This is a genomic window from Novipirellula galeiformis, assembly GCF_007860095.1.
In the GTDB taxonomy this organism is placed as follows: domain Bacteria; phylum Planctomycetota; class Planctomycetia; order Pirellulales; family Pirellulaceae; genus Novipirellula; species Novipirellula galeiformis.
On sequence record NZ_SJPT01000003.1, the window covers coordinates 677,614 to 698,870 of the forward strand.

The 21,257-nt window shown below is 56.0% G+C and carries 16 protein-coding genes; 7 read left to right on the forward strand and 9 right to left on the reverse strand.

The features are described 5' to 3' along the window. Positions 1-212: 212 nt before the first annotated feature. The 6 genes from Pla52o_RS10390 to Pla52o_RS10420 all read right to left on the reverse strand — a co-directional run bounded on the left by Pla52o_RS10390 (position 213) and on the right by Pla52o_RS10420 (position 7,709). Positions 213-1,235, reverse strand: coding sequence for a DUF3179 domain-containing protein (locus Pla52o_RS10390; protein WP_146594518.1), 1,023 nt, complete (start codon positions 1,233-1,235; stop codon positions 213-215). A 1,559-nt stretch (positions 1,236-2,794) separates the two neighbouring features. Further along, positions 2,795-3,094 carry a hypothetical protein gene (locus Pla52o_RS10400; protein ID WP_231612236.1) on the reverse strand — a complete coding sequence of 100 codons (300 nt, stop codon included), beginning with the start codon at positions 3,092-3,094 and terminating at the stop codon, positions 2,795-2,797. 293 nt (positions 3,095-3,387) lie between these two features. Beyond that, positions 3,388-3,798 carry an ACT domain-containing protein gene (locus Pla52o_RS10405; protein ID WP_146594521.1) on the reverse strand — a complete coding sequence of 137 codons (411 nt, stop codon included), beginning with the start codon at positions 3,796-3,798 and terminating at the stop codon, positions 3,388-3,390. Positions 3,799-3,964: 166 nt separating this feature from the next. Further along, positions 3,965-4,276 carry a hypothetical protein gene (locus Pla52o_RS10410; RefSeq protein ID WP_146594522.1) on the reverse strand — a complete coding sequence of 104 codons (312 nt, stop codon included), beginning with the start codon at positions 4,274-4,276 and terminating at the stop codon, positions 3,965-3,967. 982 nt (positions 4,277-5,258) lie between these two features. After that, positions 5,259-7,346 carry an elongation factor G gene (gene fusA / locus Pla52o_RS10415; protein ID WP_146594523.1) on the reverse strand — a complete coding sequence of 696 codons (2,088 nt, stop codon included), beginning with the start codon at positions 7,344-7,346 and terminating at the stop codon, positions 5,259-5,261. A gap of 66 nt (positions 7,347-7,412) precedes the next feature. Then, positions 7,413-7,709 (reverse strand): hypothetical protein, encoded by a 297-nt coding sequence (locus tag Pla52o_RS10420; protein ID WP_146594524.1) that lies wholly within the window; start codon positions 7,707-7,709, stop codon positions 7,413-7,415. A gap of 13 nt (positions 7,710-7,722) precedes the next feature. On the opposite strand from Pla52o_RS10420, the gene rpsR reads away from it, so the two are divergent. From rpsR to Pla52o_RS10450, 6 genes are all read left to right on the forward strand, one after another. Beyond that, entirely contained in the window at positions 7,723-8,001 is a 279-nt protein-coding gene (gene rpsR, locus Pla52o_RS28010) for a 30S ribosomal protein S18 (RefSeq protein WP_231612237.1), read from the forward strand. Positions 8,002-8,444: 443 nt separating this feature from the next. After that, entirely contained in the window at positions 8,445-9,026 is a 582-nt protein-coding gene (locus tag Pla52o_RS10430) for an acyl-CoA thioesterase (protein ID WP_231612238.1), read from the forward strand. A 234-nt stretch (positions 9,027-9,260) separates the two neighbouring features. After that, positions 9,261-10,985, forward strand: coding sequence for an ABC transporter permease (locus tag Pla52o_RS10435; protein WP_146594526.1), 1,725 nt, complete (start codon positions 9,261-9,263; stop codon positions 10,983-10,985). Positions 10,986-11,088: 103 nt separating this feature from the next. Continuing rightward, on the forward strand, positions 11,089-12,894 hold the full coding sequence (locus Pla52o_RS10440) for an ATP-binding cassette domain-containing protein (RefSeq protein ID WP_146594527.1): 1,806 nt from the start codon (positions 11,089-11,091) through the stop codon (positions 12,892-12,894). A gap of 124 nt (positions 12,895-13,018) precedes the next feature. Next, the gene (locus Pla52o_RS10445) at positions 13,019-14,317 is read left to right on the forward strand and encodes a prepilin peptidase (protein WP_146594528.1); all 1,299 of its coding nucleotides are present in this window, start codon (positions 13,019-13,021) and stop codon (positions 14,315-14,317) included. Between the two features lie 144 nt (positions 14,318-14,461). Next, positions 14,462-15,391, forward strand: a complete 930-nt coding sequence (locus Pla52o_RS10450; RefSeq protein WP_146594529.1) for an alpha-1,2-fucosyltransferase — start codon at positions 14,462-14,464, stop codon at positions 15,389-15,391. A gap of 152 nt (positions 15,392-15,543) precedes the next feature. Here Pla52o_RS10450 and Pla52o_RS10455 read toward each other — a convergent pair whose 3' ends face one another. Further along, on the reverse strand, positions 15,544-16,920 hold the full coding sequence (locus Pla52o_RS10455; protein WP_197169149.1) for a DUF58 domain-containing protein: 1,377 nt from the start codon (positions 16,918-16,920) through the stop codon (positions 15,544-15,546). A gap of 496 nt (positions 16,921-17,416) precedes the next feature. Here Pla52o_RS10455 and Pla52o_RS10460 point away from each other — a divergent pair, with 496 nt between their 5' ends. After that, positions 17,417-18,382, forward strand: coding sequence for a sugar phosphate isomerase/epimerase family protein (locus Pla52o_RS10460; protein WP_231612239.1), 966 nt, complete (start codon positions 17,417-17,419; stop codon positions 18,380-18,382). 88 nt (positions 18,383-18,470) lie between these two features. Here the strand turns inward: Pla52o_RS10460 and Pla52o_RS10465 are convergent, their stop codons facing one another. Both Pla52o_RS10465 and Pla52o_RS10470 read right to left on the reverse strand, forming a co-directional pair. Next, entirely contained in the window at positions 18,471-19,289 is an 819-nt protein-coding gene (locus Pla52o_RS10465; protein ID WP_231612240.1) for a ZIP family metal transporter, read from the reverse strand. Between the two features lie 250 nt (positions 19,290-19,539). Continuing rightward, positions 19,540-21,228, reverse strand: a complete 1,689-nt coding sequence (locus Pla52o_RS10470; protein WP_146594530.1) for an ABC1 kinase family protein — start codon at positions 21,226-21,228, stop codon at positions 19,540-19,542. Positions 21,229-21,257: the final 29 nt, after the last annotated feature.

Below are 21,257 nucleotides of genomic sequence, written 5' to 3' on the forward strand. Positions count from 1 at the left end.
TTCGAACTGCAATGACACGATGAACCCACTGAAGAATTCGAGTCATCGTGTGCTCGCGGCTCTCCAAAGCCTGGCGTGACGAAGACTCGGACGACTCCGGCGCTGAATTCAGAACGAAAAGCACAGTTTCTGAACGAATCGCACAATCCTAGAACGGACCGCACAAGGGCATCCAGCGCGTCGCCGATCCCTTTCGGGATTGAGTGTGCATCCTAGGGTGAGCTGCTAATAGAGGTATCCGGATGGAAGGCATACCAGGCGAACCACAATGAGTACATCCAATGAAGCCCTTCGTCCGCCTCGACGACTCGCAAACGATTCGCTTCGCGGTGGAAGGCGATCGTCACGTTTTTGCCTCCAACCGTGTCTTGTAGCGTGCTATCGGCGTTGCCAAACGCCGATAGCGGATAGGCTCGAGCCGTGCCATCATCCGTCCAAACCCCCAGCACAGGCGTTTTCGTTGGCAATGCGTTGCTAACGGGCTGGACTGGGAACATCAGTTGTGGATTGGTGAAATATCCGGCATACGGACTTCGCCCGTAGTCACGTCGATGGCCGGTTTGCTCCGATAGAACTTGCGTGTTCGGATATCGCGTGAGCCAGTCCTTCCATGTCGTTAACTCAAGCGGTACCGCGCGCAGCGACTTGTCCGCTGCGGGGCCGGAAATCCCTTGGGTCTTCACCTGTGACCACAGACTTTCGGATTGGCCGCCGCGATCATACATCAACACATTGCTGTTGTAGAGCAAACCGGAGACACCAAACTCTCGCTCGCCAAGCGGCGTCCGTCGGTCGAAAACTGCGGCCGAATCGCACAGCGGGCAATACGTCACCGCAATCGGTAGCTGACCAATGCGATCGTTGACGATTTCGTGATAGTTGAGAATTCGGAGCGGATAGGCGCGTGCCTGGGAGTCAGCAAAAACGCCAATCACCCGGTCGCTCGGACGCAAGTACGTGGCGTTCCCACCGGTGACCATTGCGGGATTGGTGAGTGCCGGTATGCCATCCTTTGGCGGTCCGCCTGATTGAATCTCCGCTGCTGGGACGGTCAAACCTCTCAAGTCGAACGCAGGTCCAAGGGGGCCTTGAATTTGAGTCAACGGAACGCTGTTTTGATTTGGCGGTGCAGCCGCATCCCGGAGAGAATGATTTATGGACCAGATTGCGAATGCGAGGGACGACACGACAAACGCCCCGGCCCAATAGAGCCGATTCTTCAAAACCAAATTCATCACAAATTCTTCCCATCCGTCGAGTTCAAAAATAGTTGCGAAAAGAATGACGCAACCGTTTCAATATGTGAGCTGCTTCACTGACGAACCCACGCAGTGTCTGGTAGGTTCTAATCACCAAAATGGGGCACCATCACAAATGGGGTGTCCCCAAAACGATTCAATACTTAGTGGAGATAGACATGAAATCCAAATTCGCAAAAGCACTTGTTGTCACGTTCTGCTGGTTACCGATAGCGGGATGCTCGTCGGACGTTCCACCGCCTTCGTCCGCACCCGCGGTTGACACGGATGCTGTACCGAGTGGTTCGGGAACGACCGACGAGGCACCTAAACCATCGCAAGGCTCTGGTTCATCAAACTGACACAGTGCCATTGGCCTCCGTGCATTTCAGGTTTAGCGTCGTCGCAGACGCAGCCTGCGATGTCCGGCATGCGGACGAGCGTTGCAACTGGCGGAAACGCCTACTGAATATCTCGACGCGCAGACTTGCGGCGTGGGAGTCGAGTAAGAGTGATAACTTGGGTACGTGACTGGAGCACTCGACGCTACAACGGATCCGCCGCAGTTCCCTGATGCACAACCAGCCCCGGCAACCATCGGGGGCGAAGTGCTGGAACTCTTGGGACCAGCGTACGGAGGAACTGAGTGAGCCGGAGCAGAACCTGTCGACATTGACGGTGCTGAATAGTTACCGCGCGACCCGCTTTGTGCGAAGGCGTCTGAACCCAACAGGCAAACCGACACGGCCGATACAAATAGAAAACCCAGCGTTCGCTTGGACACAAATTTCATCGTGAGAGTCTCGTCTTAAGGAAGAACCAAAATGCTGCTGATACGACCATTCGCATCAGGCTGATAAGGCATTCTGGGTGGACCTGCGAGAAAGGGCTGTGCGGCACCTCACAGATGACAAATTTCGCCTGAAATGCATTTATGAATGCCTCCTACTCGGCCTCTTCTACGGCCGACAACATCTGGCCCCAAGACGCCAGTCGCGCAGCGGCACAGGGGCGTTTTTTACTTGGAATCCTTAGGAACCTGTTGTCACCAATCACCATAAGATTCGGGGCAATGATGCACCCCCGGTAACCGAACGAAATGGTCCGCGTCCGTGAGACAGTCGTTGAGCATCCACGAAGTCGGTGGTGCTATTGCCATAGGCATTCAGCGCAATAACCTGTTCACTCGCGTCCAAACTCGCTTGCGAATTGCGTGGCGATTCGCAAAACTTTTCGCTTATGAAATGTCTCGCGACGTGAGTGACTTCAAACGATTCGTCGTTGGCCAATGCATGCGGTTGACCGTCTTGCTAAATGAAGTGGCCGAGTCTTTGATACTCAACGATCAAACGACGCATCGTGATTTTGTGCACGGTTGACGGAAGTTTTTTACGTCACCGTCGAGAACGAAGCGGTGGACTCTGAATTGCCAAACCGTTTACCAACCAATGCCTGCGCCAACAAAAGCCCGCGCCAACAAAAGCCCGCGTCAGCGAAACATGGAAGGTGATCGCGAAACGACCTTGCGAAAAAAACATCTAGCACGCCCCGCCGTGCTACGAGCGATTCCGCACGACAACAAGGACGCCACCAACGTAGCCGATGACAATGTATGCAGCGGGAACCGCTACCAAGCTCCACGCAATGGGCGGATGCAAACGTATCTGGGTCGCACCGATGAGCGTAAGAACGATACAGCCAATATCCGCGATGTCGCTGTCAAACCAATGTTTCCACCATGTCATCGGGATGCTGTACACCATCTCAGCACTCACGGTGTAGCGGTCATCTTCGTCGCGTTGTCCAACCAAATCGTCGAGTCGTGAACGACTCCAGATACCAGTCGCATCAGCCACGGAATCAAAGGTGGGATGCCCCGTTTCCAGATCACGGCGTGTATCCCTTGATGCTACAAGCGATGCACCTGCGGCTACGAGAACGATGGCAAAGAGTATAAAGAACGACAGCATTAGGGCGATTTCGTTCGTGCATCGAAAGGTTGTTACGTCACCACCGTGAACGAAGCGGTTGACTCTGAATCGCCAAACAGTTTACCAACAATTGCCTTACCATCAAAAGCCCGCGTCCGCGAAACAGGGAAGGTGATCACGCAGCGACTAGCGCATAAATCATATTGGGTGACCGGCACCTATGGTTGATTGTCGGCCGCCAATTGCGAGAGTGCCGTAACGGCATCGTCGACGCGTGACAAGGGAACGAAGAGGTGGTCATGGTAGAAGGCGGCCACGATGTTCGCACTGATACCACGCTCCGATAACGCGGCGGCAATTGCGGCCGTTAAGCCAACCGCTTGCAGGTCGGAATGCACACTTAGAGAAATCAAGGCGTATTCACCGTCATAAATCTCCCCCGCCGTATCAGCGCGTTCTTTGGGCACAATCAATGTCAGCCCCTCTTTTTCAGAGAACGTGGCAATCGGATCGAGCTCGGCCCCATCACCGTAAATAGCGAGTGGTCGCGACAGGAATACGTACACTTGGGGTGACACGACAGGCGCCAGAGTTGCGAGCAAGGTCGGTAGGTCAGATGTACCGCGCATCAGAAATCGAGGTCGCCTAACAGCAGGTTTTGACGTCACCGCCGTAAACGAAGCGAGTGACTCTGATACAAGAGAAAGTTTACCAACAAAAGCCTGCGGTGCGAAACACGGAAGGTGATCGCGAAGCGACTCAGCGTAAAAACCATGTTATGCGACCGGCGCGTTGCTAACGAGCGTTGCCACGGAACACGAGCAATTCGTAGCAGGCACGACCGACAACCAAGATCGGAAACGCCACAACGACGAGTGCGATTGAATGCACCGGCGAGGGAATCAACACAGAGCCGGCGATGCAGAGTCTTGCGAATCCGGGGACGATCTTGCCGATGAGCTCCAGCCGAGTGTCGCGGTCACGAGCGTAGGGCAATGAATAGAGCATCCACGCAAGGTGCACAACGAAGAAGAGCACGCCGAACGAGATAACGAGATAGCGAGATAGCGAAACCAGTCGTGCATGAAAGTAATCCGCCTGAGTCACCGATCGACTAGGTCGCCTAACGGGAGCTTTTTACGTCACCGCCATGAACGATGCGAGTGACTTTATGTTACGAGAGATGGCCACCGGGGACGATGGCCACCGGGGACAGTCCCTGGGACAGGGAAGCCCGGAGGAGGACAGTGATCGTACGGAAGTCGGTGAGCACGGAGATGCCAAATTGGCTGGCCAACAATTGCCTCTCTGACGTCGGTTCTCGCATTTTCGAACCCATCATTTTTCAACCTTCTCGTCCGGCTACTCGTGTGGGGGCTGCGGACTACGAACGGCGTCTCGCCACGGGCACATCAGTCCGGATCGAGAACATGAGCGGGTTGGTGCAACCTAGCGAAAAGGAAAGCTAGGTTAGAAAATGGGAGGTTAAAAAATTGGATCGCCAAACCAAGCAAGTTGATCGCTCATTCAAGCCAGGCATGGGATTAATCACGTCCTGCTTCAAGGGAACGCTGATCGATGTCTTTTCCCGGACAACGGGGCGTCGTCAATCAAGCAGCATCGCGGTCGCGATATGAATCGAGGTGGGGGCGATCGTTATTTCAGCGGGATCAGAGACCACTGAGGTGGCAGGACGCGCAGTGGAGAAGCAGCAAAACGGAGTTGCCCGTTTGCCATACGAGAAACGCACCGGCACAAACTGCCGCGATGAACAACCGATGCATGTACAAATCCCACCGCTTTCGCGTGCGGATCACCTTGGTGGGTTCATCGGTCAGGTTTGATCTGCGTCGGCAAAACGAGGGCAAACACGACTGGAGGGCATGCTTTACTGGCGCGGAGCTCCACCGCTGGAAGCTCGCGAATTTAGTTTTCAATGTCCGTACATGCAAACGACCGACCGACGCCCCGACAGTGGCAGCGAGCTCGTGAGTGCACGGGATCAGGATAAGAGGCACTCAAAAAAAAAGCGGCGACATGATTTCCATGTCGCCGCTCTGGTCGATCGATTCATCGCAACTGCGATTGCTTACTTGGAGCTAGCCAAGTCTGCTTTACGCTTCGCTTCGATGATGTCGTTCTGGATATTGGTTGGCGTTTGGCGATAGGTCGCCAATTCCATCGTGAACGTTCCTTGACCTTGCGTCATACTTCGCAGGTCGGTTGCATAACCGAACGTTTCGGCCAATGGCACCTCCGCCTTGATGATGCTGTTGCCTTCGACGATATCGTTGCTGGTCATGATGCCGCGGCGGCGAATAACGTCACCCACAACGGTCCCTTGGAAGTCCTCGGGGACTTCGATTTCGACGTTCATGATCGGCTCGAGCAACTTCGGATCCGCTTTCTTGAAGTACTCACGGAAACATCCTTGTGCAGCGGTATAGAACGCCTTTTCCGAGGAGTCAACTTCGTGGAAGCTACCGTCATCGAGGTCGATTCGTGTTCCCACCACAGGGAATTCAGCCACAGGGCCTTTGCCGAGGATGTCGCGGAACCCTTTTTCGATCGCAGGAATGTACTGCTTCGGAATACGGCCACCGACGACGTGGTCTTCGAACTCGAAGCTGTCTTCGCTGTCCGATTCGATCGGGCTGAGTTTGCCCTTGATGTGAGCGAACTGACCGCTACCACCACTTTGCTTCTTGTGCTTGTAGTCGAACTCGACCACCTTGGTCGGGCTTTCGCGGTAGCTAACCTTCGGAGCACCGACGACGATCTCGACGCCGTATTCACGACGAATTCGCTCGATGTAAACATCAAGGTGAAGTTCGCCCATCCCGCTGATCAGGATTTCGTTCGTTTCTTCGTCAGTCGCGACTCGGAACGTCGGGTCTTCTTTGCGGAAACGTTGCAGTGCCTTGGCCAGCTTGTCTCCGTCGCTTCGAGTTGCCGGAGCGACAGCGATCTTGATCACGGGGTCAGCAATGAACATCGATTCGAGCGTACAAAAATCTCGCGATTCGGCGTACGTATCACCACTGGCCGAATCGATTCCCATCACGGCGATAATGTCACCGGCGGTCGCCTCTTCGATTTCTTCGCGTTTGTTACTGTGCATTCGCACGATACGGCTGAAACGCTCGGACTTGGTCGTACGTTGGTTAACGTAGGTTTCGCCCTTTTTGATCGTACCTTGGTAGACACGCATGAAGGTCAGCTGGCCAAACGGATCGTCTGCGATCTTGAAAGCCATGCCAACGAACGGACGCGAGGCATCGGGAAGCAACTCGATCTTGTTGGTTTCGTCTTTCGGGTCACGACCACGGATTTCGCGGTCCAGCGGGCTTGGCAAGTAACGGATCACCGCATCAAGCAAAGGTTGAACGCCTTTGTTTTTGTAAGCGGTGCCCATGAATACAGGCGTGGCTCCACCAAGAACCGCGTCGCGAGCGACCTTGTAGATCAATTCTTTGGAGACTTCTTCTTCGCTGAGAAGCAATTCCATCATTTTGTCGCTGTACATCGACAACGCTTCGAGCATCTGGACGCGTGCATCTTCGCACTCGTCTTTGATGTCGTCCGGAATCGGAGCGGTGACAATTTTTTCGCCTTCATTGCCTTCGTGCAGGTAGGCCACCATTTCGATCAAGTCGACGGCGCCTTTGAAGTTTTCTTCCGCACCAATGGGGTACTGCATGAGGAATGCTTCGGCGCCCAACTTTTCGCGAAGTTGCTTCAAGACGCGGAATGGGTTCGCCCCGGTTCGGTCCATCTTGTTGATGAACGCCAAGCGAGGAATTTGATAACGCTTCATCTGACGGTCAACGGTGATCGATTGGCTTTGCACGCCACCGACGCTACACAGCACCAAAACCGCACCATCAAGAACACGAAGCGATCGCTCGACCTCGACGGTAAAGTCAACGTGACCCGGAGTATCAATCAAGTTGATCGGGTGGTCTTTCCACGAGACGCTGGTCGCAGCACTGGTGATCGTGATCCCACGCTCTTTTTCCAGTTCCATATGATCCATCGTCGCGCCATCACCACCGCCGCGAACTTCTTCGATCTTATGAATTCGCCCGGTGTAAAACAGAATTCGCTCGCTGAGGGTCGTCTTACCCGAGTCGATATGGGCGCTGATACCGATGTTTCTGAGATTCTCCAGCTTCATTTATCTTTACCTAAACATTGCGCGCGACGCTTAATTTTCTCAAGGACATGATTTTACGGACCATGTCTAGTTGTATTGAGTAAGACTTGAGAAATGTGAGAACGCGGCGTTTTTGAACAATACCCACCAGCGTAGGATGACGCCTGGGATCGATGGGAAAATATGGCAAAGGTTTGCCAGCAGCGAAAGGGGAAAAATGCTCAATTCCCCTTGCAGATCTCTTTTCTTCACTGCATACTTCCCTGCTTCCTCTAAGGCGAGTCGACGGACCTGTTTAGAGCCGTCGGCCTTGACGGTTGCGAGTCGATCCCAAACCTGGGACCCACGTAGCCATCTAGCCCATTCGCCCTTACCAAGATTCATAGAGCAAACTCGAATGCCTCCACGTCCAATGAGCACGCGCAGCCGTGCCCGCAAGCGTTCACGCGTCCGCACCCGGACCAAAAAGAAAGATCCTATCTTCGTCGATGGCCAACGCCCTCGGCCGATGTACGTCGATTACAAAGACATCGAACTGCTGAAGAAAATGGTCAATCGTCAAGGCCGTATCGCTGGACGTCGCAAGAGCGGTTGTACCGCAGCGAGCCAACACGCGGTTACCGCAGCAATCAAACGCGCCCGCTTCATGGCCTTGCTGCCATTCGTAGGCGAGTAATCGCAGCGAACGCGGCCACCCCGCTGGATTGAATCTTCTGGACCGCCCCCGCTGGACTAGCCTCCAATACGGGGGGCCTGGTCTTATCATGGGATTAACCCATAGCGGGCGGCTAGCTCAATCCAATTGAGGGCGGAACGCGAAATCGCCTTCCCCTTTATGGAAAAATGAACCAAGGCGGCAGCCGCTGGCCCTTGCCGCGAAATGCAAAAAGGGCGATTCAGGCTCTTCATTGCCAGCGAGCTTGTCCTTGAACCAGGACCGATGCCCCCCGCAGCGAGACAACGGTCCTGCGGCAAACACCTGTACACATCGCCCGCTTCCCCCCCTCTTCTCTGCACGGGGGTTCCCAATGTCTTTTTCGGCGTCCTCTTAGGCGGTTCAGTACGGCAGGACAGCCGATCGATGCCCCCCATCCCCCCGAGTGAATGGAGCTCCGATCCGTGTATACCACCCAACGTCGAGTCGAGTTTCGCGATACGGATGCGGCAGGCATCGTACACTTTTCGGCTTTCTTTCCCTTGATGGAGTCGGCCGAGCACGAAATGCTTCGCTCGCTAGGAATTTCCGTGATGCCTAGCCGGTCGGGTGAAGATCGGCCGGAATCGGCGTTTCATCCTGCTGAAATTGCGTCGCGAGGCCAGGAAAAGGACCTCAAGGCGAGCGACGCGGTGGCCAATTCGCCTTCGCCCTCGTTGCCGCACGTGACTTGGCCACGAGTCTCGGCGCACTGCGATTACCGGGCCGCGGCGCGTTTTGAAGACCTGCTGGAGATCTCCGTTTCAGTACTACAACTGGGCAACAGCAGCGTTCAGTATGGCTTTCGCTTCACGCGCCCGGCCTCACCCCAGGGCGCGGATAACCACGGCCCCCCTTCGCTTCCGGTGACGCTGATCGCCGAGGGCAAATTGACCGCGGTTTGCTGCCAGCTTGCCGGTGGAGGGAGGTTGACCAAGACCCCCATTCCAGAAGAGTTGCGGAAGTTGCTCGCAAAGCACCTCGATCAGCAAACCTTTTCGGCTTAGCACGCGTAGTACCCCGAATCTTGGCCCCAGCGTCGCCGTAGACGGTACGCTGCGTGTTTGTTCCGGGCCACTGACATTTCTTTGTGCTACTTTTCTGGTCGTTTTTCATTCCACGGTCGGCTCGACATGATCTCCTGTCCTGATTTCGCGGTTTCCGAGTTCGCTTTGCCTGGCATTACGTCAGCCTCAAGTTTCAGCTCGCTCAATGGGATGGTGTCGCTTGACGTCCATTCAATGCTCACCCATCCGGCACTGGTCGTCGGCTTGGCCAAGTGGGTTCCAGCCTGGATCACGCCGCTGTGGGTCCTTTCGATTGGCTTATTGATCGGCGTGATCGCCGCAGTGGCTCTCTACGGAGTGCTATCCCTACTGTCGCTCGTGACTCCTCTGGGGCATCTCGCGGACAAGCCAAGTCGCGGCATTACGGCATCCCTCATCGTCGGTGGCTTGATCGGCGCAGGGCTTTGCGCAACCTATGTTCCAACCGCTGGCGAGTACGCCAACACGTTGTTTCTGCCGCTAATCTGCATTGGCTTGGTGCTTGGCTTCGGGGTCATCTACGGGATGTGGCATCGCACGCGGAGTGAGTGGGGATCGATGATCAATGAAGGGGTCATTCCTTACCTGCTTTGCACCCTAGGCCTGTTCGCTCTCGTCGGACTCGCCGGAACCCCGTTTGTGGAAGACCCCCGGTCGATCCTCAATTCGATTGCCGCCGTCAACTTGGTCGGTGACGGAACGGAGCAGATTACCGTGGTGGTGAAAGCGTCGCCGGAATTGCCTGCGGGCGAGGCTCCGTTTTTGCCAGCCAACATCGACTACCAACTTCGCAACGTGACGGGGCTGACGATTGAAAGCGACCGCACCGTATTGCTCGGCGACTCGGCCGATTCCGCTAGTTTTGGCCGCCCCCCTCAACGGGTCAATGAAGGTGAAAAACTAGTCTACAATTACGAGAACCGTGACCTCCCGCCGATCCCGTCGGACCCAACGCGATTGCACATTCAAAATCGCGAGATCGATGATGCCAAGGTCGTCTTCACGTTCAAGAATCAGCCATTGGTCCCCCAGGCGAGTTCGATCTTGGTGATTGCGTTCACATTGTTTTTGACGCTCACCGGGCTCGTAGCGTTTCGTCAAGCCGCTCCTCGCGTTTGGGCGTTGGCATTGTCGACCGCGAAAAACGAAATGGCCCAACCGCTTTACCTGCTGCTCTTGGCGATCGGTTTGTTCGGCGTGCTGTTGTTCGGGATTTACCCCTTCAACACGCTCGGCGACGACATTCGATTGCTCAAAGACAGCGGCGTGACGTTGATCATGGTGCTGGGGATGGTGCAAGCGGTGTGGAGTGCGGGTACATCGGTCAGCGAAGAAATTGAAGGACGGACCGCATTGACAGTGCTTAGCAAACCGGTCAGCCGGCGATCCTTTATCCTTGGTAAATATGCCGGGATCATGTTGTCGGTGTTGGTGTTGTTTGTGATTCTGTCGGCGGTTTTGACGGTTGTGATCAGCTACAAACCGATCTACGACGCTCGCGAAACGGCCAGTGGTGATCCGATTTGGCAGACCGGGCATGATGAAATCATGACGACGCTTCCGGTGCTTGGCTTGTACTTGATGGAAACGATGGCGATCGGTGCAATTGCGGTGGCTTTGGCGACTCGCCTGCCGTTGCTGGCCAATTTCATCAGCTGTTTCATGATCTACGTGATCGGAAACTTGACCTCACCGCTGGTGGCGTCAGCACGTGACAACAATGAATTAGTAGGCTTTGTGGGTAAATTGATCGCGGTGGTGATCCCGAACCTCAACATTTTCAACGTTCAAGCGGCCGTTGATACAGGAAATCAGATACCGCTGATCTACTTGGCCGGCGCATTCAATTATCTTGTATGTTTCTCGATCGCAATTTGGATGCTTGCGATGTTACTTTTTGAGGATCGCGACTTGGCTTAGCATTGGTGCGGAAGACTGATGTTCTATCTGACCTTGGCTTAGTGGCGGCAGTGAAATGCATGCCGCCAAGCAGATCCCTACCTGAGCCAACGAGGTTGCACCGATGAGTAGACTTGCGGCACCGCGAAGTGAACCTGAAGCGAGTGGGGCGTGGACGACCTATTTGTGGGCATCCCTCGCCGGATTGCTCGTCCCCGTCATCGTGGTGCTGGTTGGCTTGATCACGGTGCTGTTGGATTCCAGGGGCTTTGACGGCGATACGGTTCAGCTCGGCACGCACCTGAATCTGCCTCTTCCTGAAGATTTCATCCGCCAGCGTCCGCTGGTCCAATTGGCCCAATTGGTAGGCGTCACGTTTGCGATCGCCAGCTTATTTTCCTTGGCGGTTTGGCGGCACCGACGCGAAGCGGATGCGCGTGCTCGCAGCATCACGAAGTCGTTGCACCGCAAAGTGTTGCAACAAAGTTTGCGGCGTGCGGAAATCGAGGGAGCCGCGGCTCAATATGTTCGCGCCGAGCAATTGATCGGCACGCATTTGCCCTCGATCCAAAAAGGGCTCTCGATGTGGTATCGAGCGATCCCACAAAACGTGCTGATGTTGGTCGGGTGTGTCGCGGTTGCCTTGCTTGTCAACATTTGGTTGGCGATGCTCGCCGTCGTCAGCGGTGTTTTGCTTTGGCAGCTTTATCACCGGCTTCGTTACCGCCAGGGAGACGAAATCTCCAACTGGGAAGTCCCCCGTTCGCGTCGACGGATGGCGGAAATTGTCGGCCAAGCGCCGCTGCTCGCTCGATTGCAAACGCAAGGCTTGGCGGACCGATCCTTCGAAACGGAACTCGATTCGTTGTACCGACGAATCACCGCCGAAGAGTCTCGCGATGGACGACTTTGGCCGTTGTTGTTCTTGGCGACCTCGGTCGCGGTGGGCGTGCTGTTATTAGGTCTCGGTGCAAACCTGTTGATCGGTGAAAGCGGCTTAAGCGTTTCCTCGGCGTTCGTGCTCGGACTCGCACTTGGCGGCGCGATCGTCAGCGCCGACCGACTTGCCAAACTGTCGATTCAATTGCGTCAAAGCGAGCCGTCGAGCGACGCCATCTACCTGTACCTGCAACGCCGCGACGATGTCGCACCGAGCGAACAACGTGTCGGGCTAGCGGGGCTTCGCGACTCGGTCCGCATCGATGACGTCACCCTAAAAGACTCCACCGGTAGAGCGATTTTGCGGAACTTGAGTCTGCAGCTTCGCCCACGCAGTTTTGTTGCACTGTTGGGGACCGAATCGGTGTCCACACGCGCGTTGACCGAATTGATCATGGGGTTTGGACATCCAAGCGAAGGACATGTTTCCATCGATGGCATTCCGCTGCTAGACGTTCATCCGCAAGCCCTGGCACGCAACGTCATGTGGGTCGAACCGTCGGGGCCACTGTGGGATGGCACGATCGCAGAGAACCTTCGCGGTGGTGACGATGGGATTAACAGTGGTGATCTCGTCGAGGTGCTAGAAAAACTGAACGTGTATGAGCAAATCCAACGACTGCCCGAGGGACTCAACACTTATGTCACGGCCGGTGATTCGCAGCTGCCGTCCGGAGTGACCTTTGCGATCGGGGTGGCACGTGCGATCTTGCATAAACCCGCCGTCGTGATTGCGATGGAGCCCCCGCCGCCCGCGGAGCACCTGCCCGATGACCCAGGTCTAGCAGGACTCAAGCAGCTCGCCGAGGCTGGATCGCTCGTAGTGGTGCTGCCGCGGCGCTTACAAACACTGCGTTCGGCCGATCGAGTGGTGCTACTCAACGGACCGCGGATCGCGGGCGAAGGCAAACATGCCGATCTGCTCACAAGCAGTGATCTGTACCGCCATCTCAACTACCTGCTCTTCAACCCATATCGGCACCAAAAGTAGCATCGAGCGGGAAGTCGCATCCGGCATGGATTAACGAACGTTGGGCACCGGCGTTCCAAGCGACTCTCGCAATCCGTTATGCTACCGTCCTTCTGGCTTCCTTCGATGTTTTTGGGTCGGCAACGTGTTTGAATTTTGGCTTGCAATTTCTCTTCCGCTTCGACTGGCAACTCTGGCGATCATTGGGTTGCTTGGCGGAGCGGTTGCGAACTATGTGATCTACACCTGGTGCTGGCTGCCGCGACCGATCTCGCCCTGGGCTCCCCCTTCGGCGGACGCGCCTGCTCGCCGCAAACTCGATTATGTACCGCTGCTGGGGTGGTTTTCGCTTCGCCGCGAAGTGAAATTGCACGGCCGCGGCTTTTGGATTCGCCCGCTATTGATCGAGCTCGGCTTAGCCATCGCCATTCCCGCCCTGTATCTGTTCGAGACTCAAAACGGGGGAATGTTAGCGGAATCGCTTCAGGTCCCCGAGGTGCTTCAGTTGCCTTGGCTAATCACCTGGGGACATCGCATCTTTTTGGGGCACGCCGTGTTATTGATGCTGATGGTTGCGGCGACCTTCATTGACTTTGACGAGCAAACCATCCCCGACATCATCACCGTCCCGGGGACATTGTTTGCGTTGTTGTTGGGCGCGATTTCCTATTGGGGTTTCATGCCCATTTCGTTGCCCATTGGCGACGCGCCAACGAGTTTGCATCAAGCCACGTTTGGCGTTCCTTGGTTCCCCGAACCGCGAGGCCCTGGGGCTTCTGATTTCGAAAAGTGGTGGACCAGCACGGGGCTATTGTGCGGGTTAGCGATTTGGAGCGGTTGGTGCTTCGCGCTGGCAGATCGTCGTTTAATTTTGCGAAAAGGATACGCCAAAGCGATTGAATTCTTCTGCGCGGGACTTGTCCGCCATGCGACATGGAAGTGGTTGCTGGGCATTTGGATCGCGGGGCTGATCGCCATCTCGATTGTTTTTCAGCTGGGCGGGATCCATTGGCATGGACTGCTCTCCTCATTAATCGGTTTGGCCGTGGGAGGCGGTGTCGTTTGGGCGATTCGCATCGTCGCATCCAACGCGATGGGAGTCGAGGCGATGGGGTTCGGAGATGTCACGCTGATGGCGATGATCGGGGCTTTCCTGGGCTGGCAAGCGGCCGTCGCTGCATTCTTTCTTGCCCCCTTTGCCGCGATCGTGATTGTCATCATCCAGTTCATGGTCACCCGCGAACCGCGAATCCCGTTCGGCCCCTACCTCTGTGCCGGGGCCGCATTGACGGTGATCGGATGGGACCGAGTGATGAACCAATGGTTCCTACCGAACCTTTACTTCCTTGGCAGTTTCATCTTTTGGCTCTCGTTCGGAATGCTCGCCCTGATGGGGGGAATGCTGTTTGTGTGGCGGCACATCAAACAGCGAATTTTTGCTTAGGTTCGCTGCGAGAGTTCGCGCCGCTGCGTCATCGGAGGCGGATTTACGACGCTCGACCAGCATAAAACGATCTTGTCACTCCATCGGCCACTCCCCTAACATCCTCACGTCCTAGGTTTTTAGTCGTTCTTTAGGAGTGAGTCCATGATTGTGATTGCCCGACGATACGGTCAACTCGGTAACCGCTTGTGGCTCTACGCGCATATGATCGGAGCCGCAGCGGAGTACGGGGTCTCTGTTGCGAATCCTTGCTTTCACGAGTATGCCGATCTATTTCCGTCCACGCGAGCCGATCTCTGGTGTCGCTATCCGGAGGTTTCTCCGCCAGAAATGGAACTCGAACGCAGGCCGGTTCCTTCACGATGGCAGCGCAAACTCCTAGCCAAGGGTATCTACTTGGTCGGGAAAACGCTGCACCGACTGCCTCTGCGAAACTATCCCGCGCACGTCATTCGCCTTCCAGACAACGAATCCTACGACCTGCAAAGCGACGCCTTTCGTGAATTGGCCACCAGCAAACGGCCGGTGCTGGTGATGGGTTGGGAATTTCGCTGCGACTCACTCTTCGAGAAACATGCGGCGGAAATCCGTCGACATTTCCGTCTTGCTCCCGAACATAGCGAACCGGTGCAGCAGTGTATCGACGAGGCCCGCCAACGCTCCGATATCGTCGTGGGCATCCATATCCGTCATGGCGATTACGCGACGTACATGAACGGCCGTTACTTTTACGAGGTCAGTGACTACGCCGCGAAGATGCGCCAAATTCAGGCCCAATTTTCGCCGCGGCGAGTGACATTCCTCGTGTGCTCCAATGCGAACCTTAACCACGATGATTTTGCGGGGCTTGACATTCAGTTTGGACCAGGCCACCTCGCGCAAGACATGTACGCGCTAGCCGAAACGGACCTGATCATTGGTCCTCCGAGTACCTTCAGCATGTGGGCGTCGTTCTATGGAAATACCCCGCTTTGGACCATGGCGGACCGCAACGAAACGATTGACGTACATTCGCTCACACCCGAGCTTTTTCTGGAGTCCTCCGTGAACCAGACCACCAAGTTGGCGAGCTGATCGAGACCTGAAGACTGCCAGATTAGGGCCTAATAGCAGCGACAGCAGTAGGCATTATTTGCTGGCGTCGCTACCGCGGCTAAGGCAACGATGTGGGTAATCCACCACTTCGCTGCGTTGCCCACCGGGGTCAATGCGACTTGCATCACATGCTAGCGCGTCATCACTTCACGGCATACATCCGAGACCGCCTCGGCCGAGGCCAAATGAAAAGTCGGAATTCGGTTGGCGATCAACGGGCCTGCCGCAGCCGAGTAGTCATTGATATCCATCGTGTTGACGATCACCGCCACCGCTCGACCGCGTCGAGATAACCCGATCAACGCTGCCAACGATTCGGGAGAGCAACGCTGTAGAATCACCAAGACCGTCGTCTCGGACGAGATTTTTGCTTCCGCTTCAACCAATAATTCAGCCAGCGTCAATCCATCGGTTCGCTCTAGACGAGCCAAGGTGCGAATCATTTCGCGAAGCGCCACCGGACCGCGGGTTGCCATTTGTGTCACCGGCATTAACCGGTCGCTCTCACTTTGCATCGATGCCGCATCCTTCACGACGTCTCGGACGCGGTCATCCCCCACCCAACCCTCGGTGCGAATCCGATCGGCTGCGTCGCGTCCATTGCTCACCAAACCGAACGGTTCGCCCGCATCGTGTAACGCGTGCGCGATGGACGCGGCTGCAGAGATCGCTAAATCGCTTCGCACCGGTTCGTGCTCGGACGGATTGGTCGCAACATGCAAATCCAAAACCAATGTCGCTCCGGCAATCGACGATGGTTCGTAGATTTTGCTGTGCAGCGTCCCTGTTCGAGCGGTCGCTGCCCAGTGGACACTGCGCAATGGATCGCCGGTTTGCCAACGTCGGATGCCACGCAGTCGCGTGGGATCGTCCATGACATTTTCCCGCATACGGATCTCACCAATCGGGCGTCTCGACCCAATATCGTAGCGAGATAACGGCACCACGTTGGGCAGCACGGTGACGTATTGCGGTTCGGCCCCCAAGCGATAGCGGCGATACATCCCCATCAAATCCCCCGTCTCTAAAACCGTGGGACCGATTTGAAAATAGCCGCGTCGACGACACGTCACTTCGTAATGCAGCGACTTGGATTCTCCGCCCCACAACATCATCACATCGAGACGGTCACCATCGATCGCCAAAGCGGCGGTCGAAACCGTTCCTGGCTGGATTGCGTTGCGAGGTAACAAATCTTCGACCAACACCCACAAAACCGGCAACCGGCTCCGATTCGTGATCGTCACTTCGACCTCGAACTGCGAGCCGATTTTGTGTTCGACGTTACCGCTGCGGCGGACCGCGATCGTAGAATCGGTCCAGGTGTTCGCAAGAAACCAATTCGCGCCCACCAAGATTGCGGTGGCGATGGCGGCCAAAACCCACAACGACGCTCCGAAAAGCATGCCGACCAACAACATCGCACAAATTCCCGCAATCATCCCAAAACTCGGCAAGCTCGGCTTGGGCCGATCGCGACTGGATTGCAGTGAAGGCGAGGACGGCATGGCGTAATTCGACAGAGTGTGGCCCAATGAATTAGTGCGGGACGGATTGAATCCCGATCGAGACGGTACTCCGCTTCGCTGCGGACCGGCCTACCGTTTCCCGCCTCGCCCGCGAGAACCGAGGAATGGAGTTTATCACGATTGAGTCGGGGGCAAACGGTGTCGCCTGCGATTTCCACCCCAATCCGATCCTATTGTAGCCACCCCAAAGATGACGGATGGTTGCTTGCGTGAGACTCACTTGCTGGCCTCCACTTGCCGGCCCCCGTAGCGCAACACACGATTTTCGGATACATTCAAATCACCGTTTACGTTGTCGGGCGACGGCGTTGCTTGGACGAGATCCCTCGGACGCCATCGTCCACGTCGGCGTTGCCCTTCCCCCTTTCCCTCCCTTGCCGCCCCGGTTCGTCGAGAGACACCGAGCGATTCGCTTGGACGAGACGATCGTCCGTCCTCACCGACGTCCCGCAAGGTTAACCCATGGACCCGACCAATGATGAAGCTTGGATTTGTCAGCGCCATTCTTCCAGACCAGAATCTCGAAGAGGTCTTCGCGACAGCCTCTCGCTGCGGATACGACTGTGTTGAAATGATGTGTTGGCCCGTGGGCAAAGCGAGTCGCCGTTACGCCGGGGTGACCCATGTCGATGTGACCGACTTTGACGAAGGCGATGCGGACGCGGTGCGGCAACTCGCTGAGCGATACAAAATTGAAATCAGCTCGCTGGGGTATTACCCAAACCCGTTGGCGCCCGACAAAGCCGAAGCGGAACAAGCGGTTAGCCACCTACAGCATTTGATCCAAGCCGCAGCGTTGCTGGGCGTGGGACGAGTCACAAGCTTCGCAGGACGCGACTGGACAAAATCGATCGACGACAATTGGCCCCGTTTCCTGGAAACCTGGAAGCCACTCGTCGCCGCTGCAGAACAGCAAGAGGTGAAAATTGGCATCGAGAATTGCCCGATGTTGTTTTCATCCGACGAATGGCCGGGAGGCAAAAACTTGGCGATCAATCCAGTGACCTGGAGGAGAATGTTCGACGCGATTCCGAGTCCCTATTTCGGTTTGAACTATGACCCGTCCCATCTGATATGGCAACAGATGGATTACTTGGCTCCGATGCGTGAATTTGCAGATCGGCTCGTGCATGTTCACGCCAAGGACGTTCGCGTGGATCGCCACCGCTTAGATCAAGTCGGGATCCTAGGCTGCCCCGCGGACTATCACTCACCCAAATTGCCTGGCATGGGAGACGTCAATTGGGGGCAATTCTTTTCCGTGCTCAGCGATGTCGGCTATCAAGGCCCCGTATGTGTCGAGGTCGAGGATCGCGCTTACGAAGGATCCGCGGAAGCACGCGAATTATCGCTCCAGCAAAGTTGTACCTACCTGCGCAACTATGTGCCGCGTCCCGTGCGTCCGGTTGACAATAATCAGGACGGGGGTGCAATCACCTAAGTCGAATCGAAAACCGAGGCCCTACTTGATTGAATGCGACGTTCTAGCCGAGGTGCACCGTGCTGGGGGTCACCGCGTGGCGTCTCGCTCAGCCAAGTGCCACGTCAAGGATCATCATGATGGTGAACCCGATCATCAAGCAGATCGTGGCCAGATCGACGTTGCCTTCGCGATGCGATTCAGGGATCAATTCTTCGACGACCACGAAGATCATCGCCCCTGCGGCAAAGCTCAATGCATACGGCAGTACGGTCGCGGAGTAGGTTACCGCAGCGGCACCGACGACCGCTGCGATCGGTTCCACCGCCGCAGAGAGTTGTCCATACCAAAACGCTTTAGCACGCGACATCCCGTCCATGCGAAGCGGCATCGAAACCGCGGTTCCTTCGGGGAAGTTTTGCAACCCGATTCCGAGCGTCAACGCGAGTGCTCCCGCAATCCCACCAGCCGCATCCCCTTGCATCACCCCGCCAAACGCGACCCCAATCGCAAGTCCCTCGGGAATATTGTGCAACGTGATCGCCAAGACCAGCAACGTGCTGCGCCGCCAACGCGTCTTGGGACCTTCGGATTCATCCAGGGAAGAGCCCAGATGCAGGTGGGGCAACAATTTATCGCACGCCAACAACGTCGCACCGCCCAACAGAAATCCGATCGCTGCGGGAAACCAGGAGGGTTCGGGACGATGCTCGGAGATCTCGATCGCCGGTGCCAGCAACGACCAATAACTGGCCGCAATCATCACGCCCCCAGACAATCCCAACATGGCGTCCAAGCATTTTTGGTTGACCGCCTTGGTCAGGAACACCAACGCAGCACCACACGCCGTGACCGCCCAGGTGAACAGTCCCGCTAACCCTGCCTGAGCGACCGGGGAGAGAGCAAAAAACTCGTTCTTTAACATCATCAATGAATCAAATGAATCCATTCGGCGTCTCTGCGAAGCGGGGGGATATCAAGGCAAATCGCGGCATTGCGGAGACGATTGATATCGAAAAGTGTTTTCTTAGCGTTTTACCCCGCTCGCGAAAACCCACAGCAACCGCGAAGTCACGCTCTCGCAAAGGGGGGTGACGGGCCGATGGTTGATTCAGTATTGGATGCAGTGGGAAAGCCCCCCGATGGTGGCAGCCGCGAGTCAAGATCGCGAGATTCGATCAATCGTCTTCACCACCGCGACGAGAGCGACGAATCGATCGCGTGATCCCGTACCCCATCGCCACCGCGACGCAGCAACCGACAACGCCAGGCACAGAGAAGCCCAATAACGTAGGCGGAACTTGGTTGCTGTAGAGCGACGCAGACCCCATGAACAATGCCGCCGTCAGAATCCCCATCACGAGTCGATTGACGATCGGCTCGAGCCGACGGTGTTGCAAATGAACGTCGAACTTCCCACGTTTAAAATTGTGCAAAATATCGGCAGCGTCTTTGGGAAGGATGCCGATCAGACGCTCCCAATCGTCAACGTTGGACTTCAATCGCCCGTACAGTTTTTTTGGCGAGAAGCGACGCAGCATCGCTCGTTGGCCGTACGGTTGAATCAGTTCGGCAAGACTGAATTGCGGATTGAGTTGATGCGCGGTCCCCTCCAGCATGACGAGCACCTTCAGCAGCATCGCGACTTTGGCGGGCAGGTAGATGCGGTGCTCGCGAATGATCGTAACGATTTCGTGCAAACAACCACTCAAATCGAATTCATCCAACGATTGATGGGCATATTCGTCGAACAACTCTTGGATCGCCCCGTTCAAATCCGGTTCGTCAAAGTCCGCGGGAACTTCCCCCACACGCGCCACCAATTCGGTGATTTTCGTGGCGTCTTGCCCCACCGCAGCAATCAAGCCCGATTCAAGATCCTCACGCAAATTGTCATCAATACGCCCCACCATCCCGCAATCGAGAACCCCTATCATCGCTTGCCCGCTTCCTTCGCCATCGCTAACGAGCGGCTCGTTCAACACCATCAGGTTGCCTGGGTGCGGATCGGCGTGATAGAAGCCATCGCGAAAAATCATCTCGACAAACAGATTCGCGCCACGATGTGCGATCTCGTCCAGGTCTAAACCGGAAGCCTCGAGGCTCGCTTTTTCCGAAACGCTGATCCCTACGAATCGCTCCATCGTCAACACTCGACGCGAACTTAGCTCGGGGTAGGGTTGCGCAAAGCGGATTCCAGGGCGATCGCTGAAATTACGGCGAAAACGCTCCATATTTCTCAGCTCGCGATCAAAGTCCAACTCCTTCATCAACGTCTTCTGGAACTCGCGCATCGTTTGCACAGGGCGATATAATCTCAACCGAGTGGATTGCTGTTCGGCGAGTTCGGCGAGTTTCGTCATGATCTCTAAGTCATTGACGATGCGGCGTTCAATCCCTGCGTGTTGCACCTTGACCACGACCGGGTCCCCCTGGTGCGTCGTCGCGCGGTGGACCTGACCAATCGAAGCGGATGCCATCGCGACCGTCTCAAAGTCGGCATACAAATCGCCCACGGGGGCGCCTAGTTCCGATTCGATCATGGCAATCACCACACTCGGTTCGTCCGCCGGCGTGTTGGCACGCAATTGAGCTAGTTCATCAGCAAGGGTTTGCCCGACCAAGTCCGGACGAGTGCTCAAGACTTGCCCCAACTTGATGAACGTCGTCCCCAGCTCCGTCATCGCAATGCGAATCCGTTGCTCGGTCGTCCACTCGTTCCCATCACAGCGACCGCGGATGCGATCCAACCATGGGATCGGCACACTCGACAACCAATCCGCCAATCCGTGCTTGGCAAGCACCGCTACGACTTCACGGAATCGGTCGGCGTTGCGGACCAGCTGGGGGACGTCGACCAGATCCATGTGCGTTGGTTTTAAAGTGGAAAACGAGA

Coding starts and splice junctions, on each gene's coding strand:
- Pla52o_RS10390 (WP_146594518.1), bottom strand. CDS start 1,235: ATGAATTTGGTTTTGAAGAATCGGCTCTATTGGGCCGGGGCGTTTGTC.
- Pla52o_RS10405 (WP_146594521.1), bottom strand. CDS start 3,798: ATGCGCGGTACATCTGACCTACCGACCTTGCTCGCAACTCTGGCGCCT.
- fusA (WP_146594523.1), bottom strand. CDS start 7,346: ATGAAGCTGGAGAATCTCAGAAACATCGGTATCAGCGCCCATATCGAC.
- Pla52o_RS10420 (WP_146594524.1), bottom strand. CDS start 7,709: ATGAATCTTGGTAAGGGCGAATGGGCTAGATGGCTACGTGGGTCCCAG.
- rpsR (WP_231612237.1), top strand. CDS start 7,723: ATGCCTCCACGTCCAATGAGCACGCGCAGCCGTGCCCGCAAGCGTTCA.
- Pla52o_RS10435 (WP_146594526.1), top strand. CDS start 9,261: ATGCTCACCCATCCGGCACTGGTCGTCGGCTTGGCCAAGTGGGTTCCA.
- Pla52o_RS10440 (WP_146594527.1), top strand. CDS start 11,089: ATGAGTAGACTTGCGGCACCGCGAAGTGAACCTGAAGCGAGTGGGGCG.
- Pla52o_RS10450 (WP_146594529.1), top strand. CDS start 14,462: ATGATTGTGATTGCCCGACGATACGGTCAACTCGGTAACCGCTTGTGG.
- Pla52o_RS10455 (WP_197169149.1), bottom strand. CDS start 16,920: ATGCCGTCCTCGCCTTCACTGCAATCCAGTCGCGATCGGCCCAAGCCG.
- Pla52o_RS10460 (WP_231612239.1), top strand. CDS start 17,417: ATGATGAAGCTTGGATTTGTCAGCGCCATTCTTCCAGACCAGAATCTC.
- Pla52o_RS10465 (WP_231612240.1), bottom strand. CDS start 19,289: ATGATGTTAAAGAACGAGTTTTTTGCTCTCTCCCCGGTCGCTCAGGCA.
- Pla52o_RS10470 (WP_146594530.1), bottom strand. CDS start 21,228: ATGGATCTGGTCGACGTCCCCCAGCTGGTCCGCAACGCCGACCGATTC.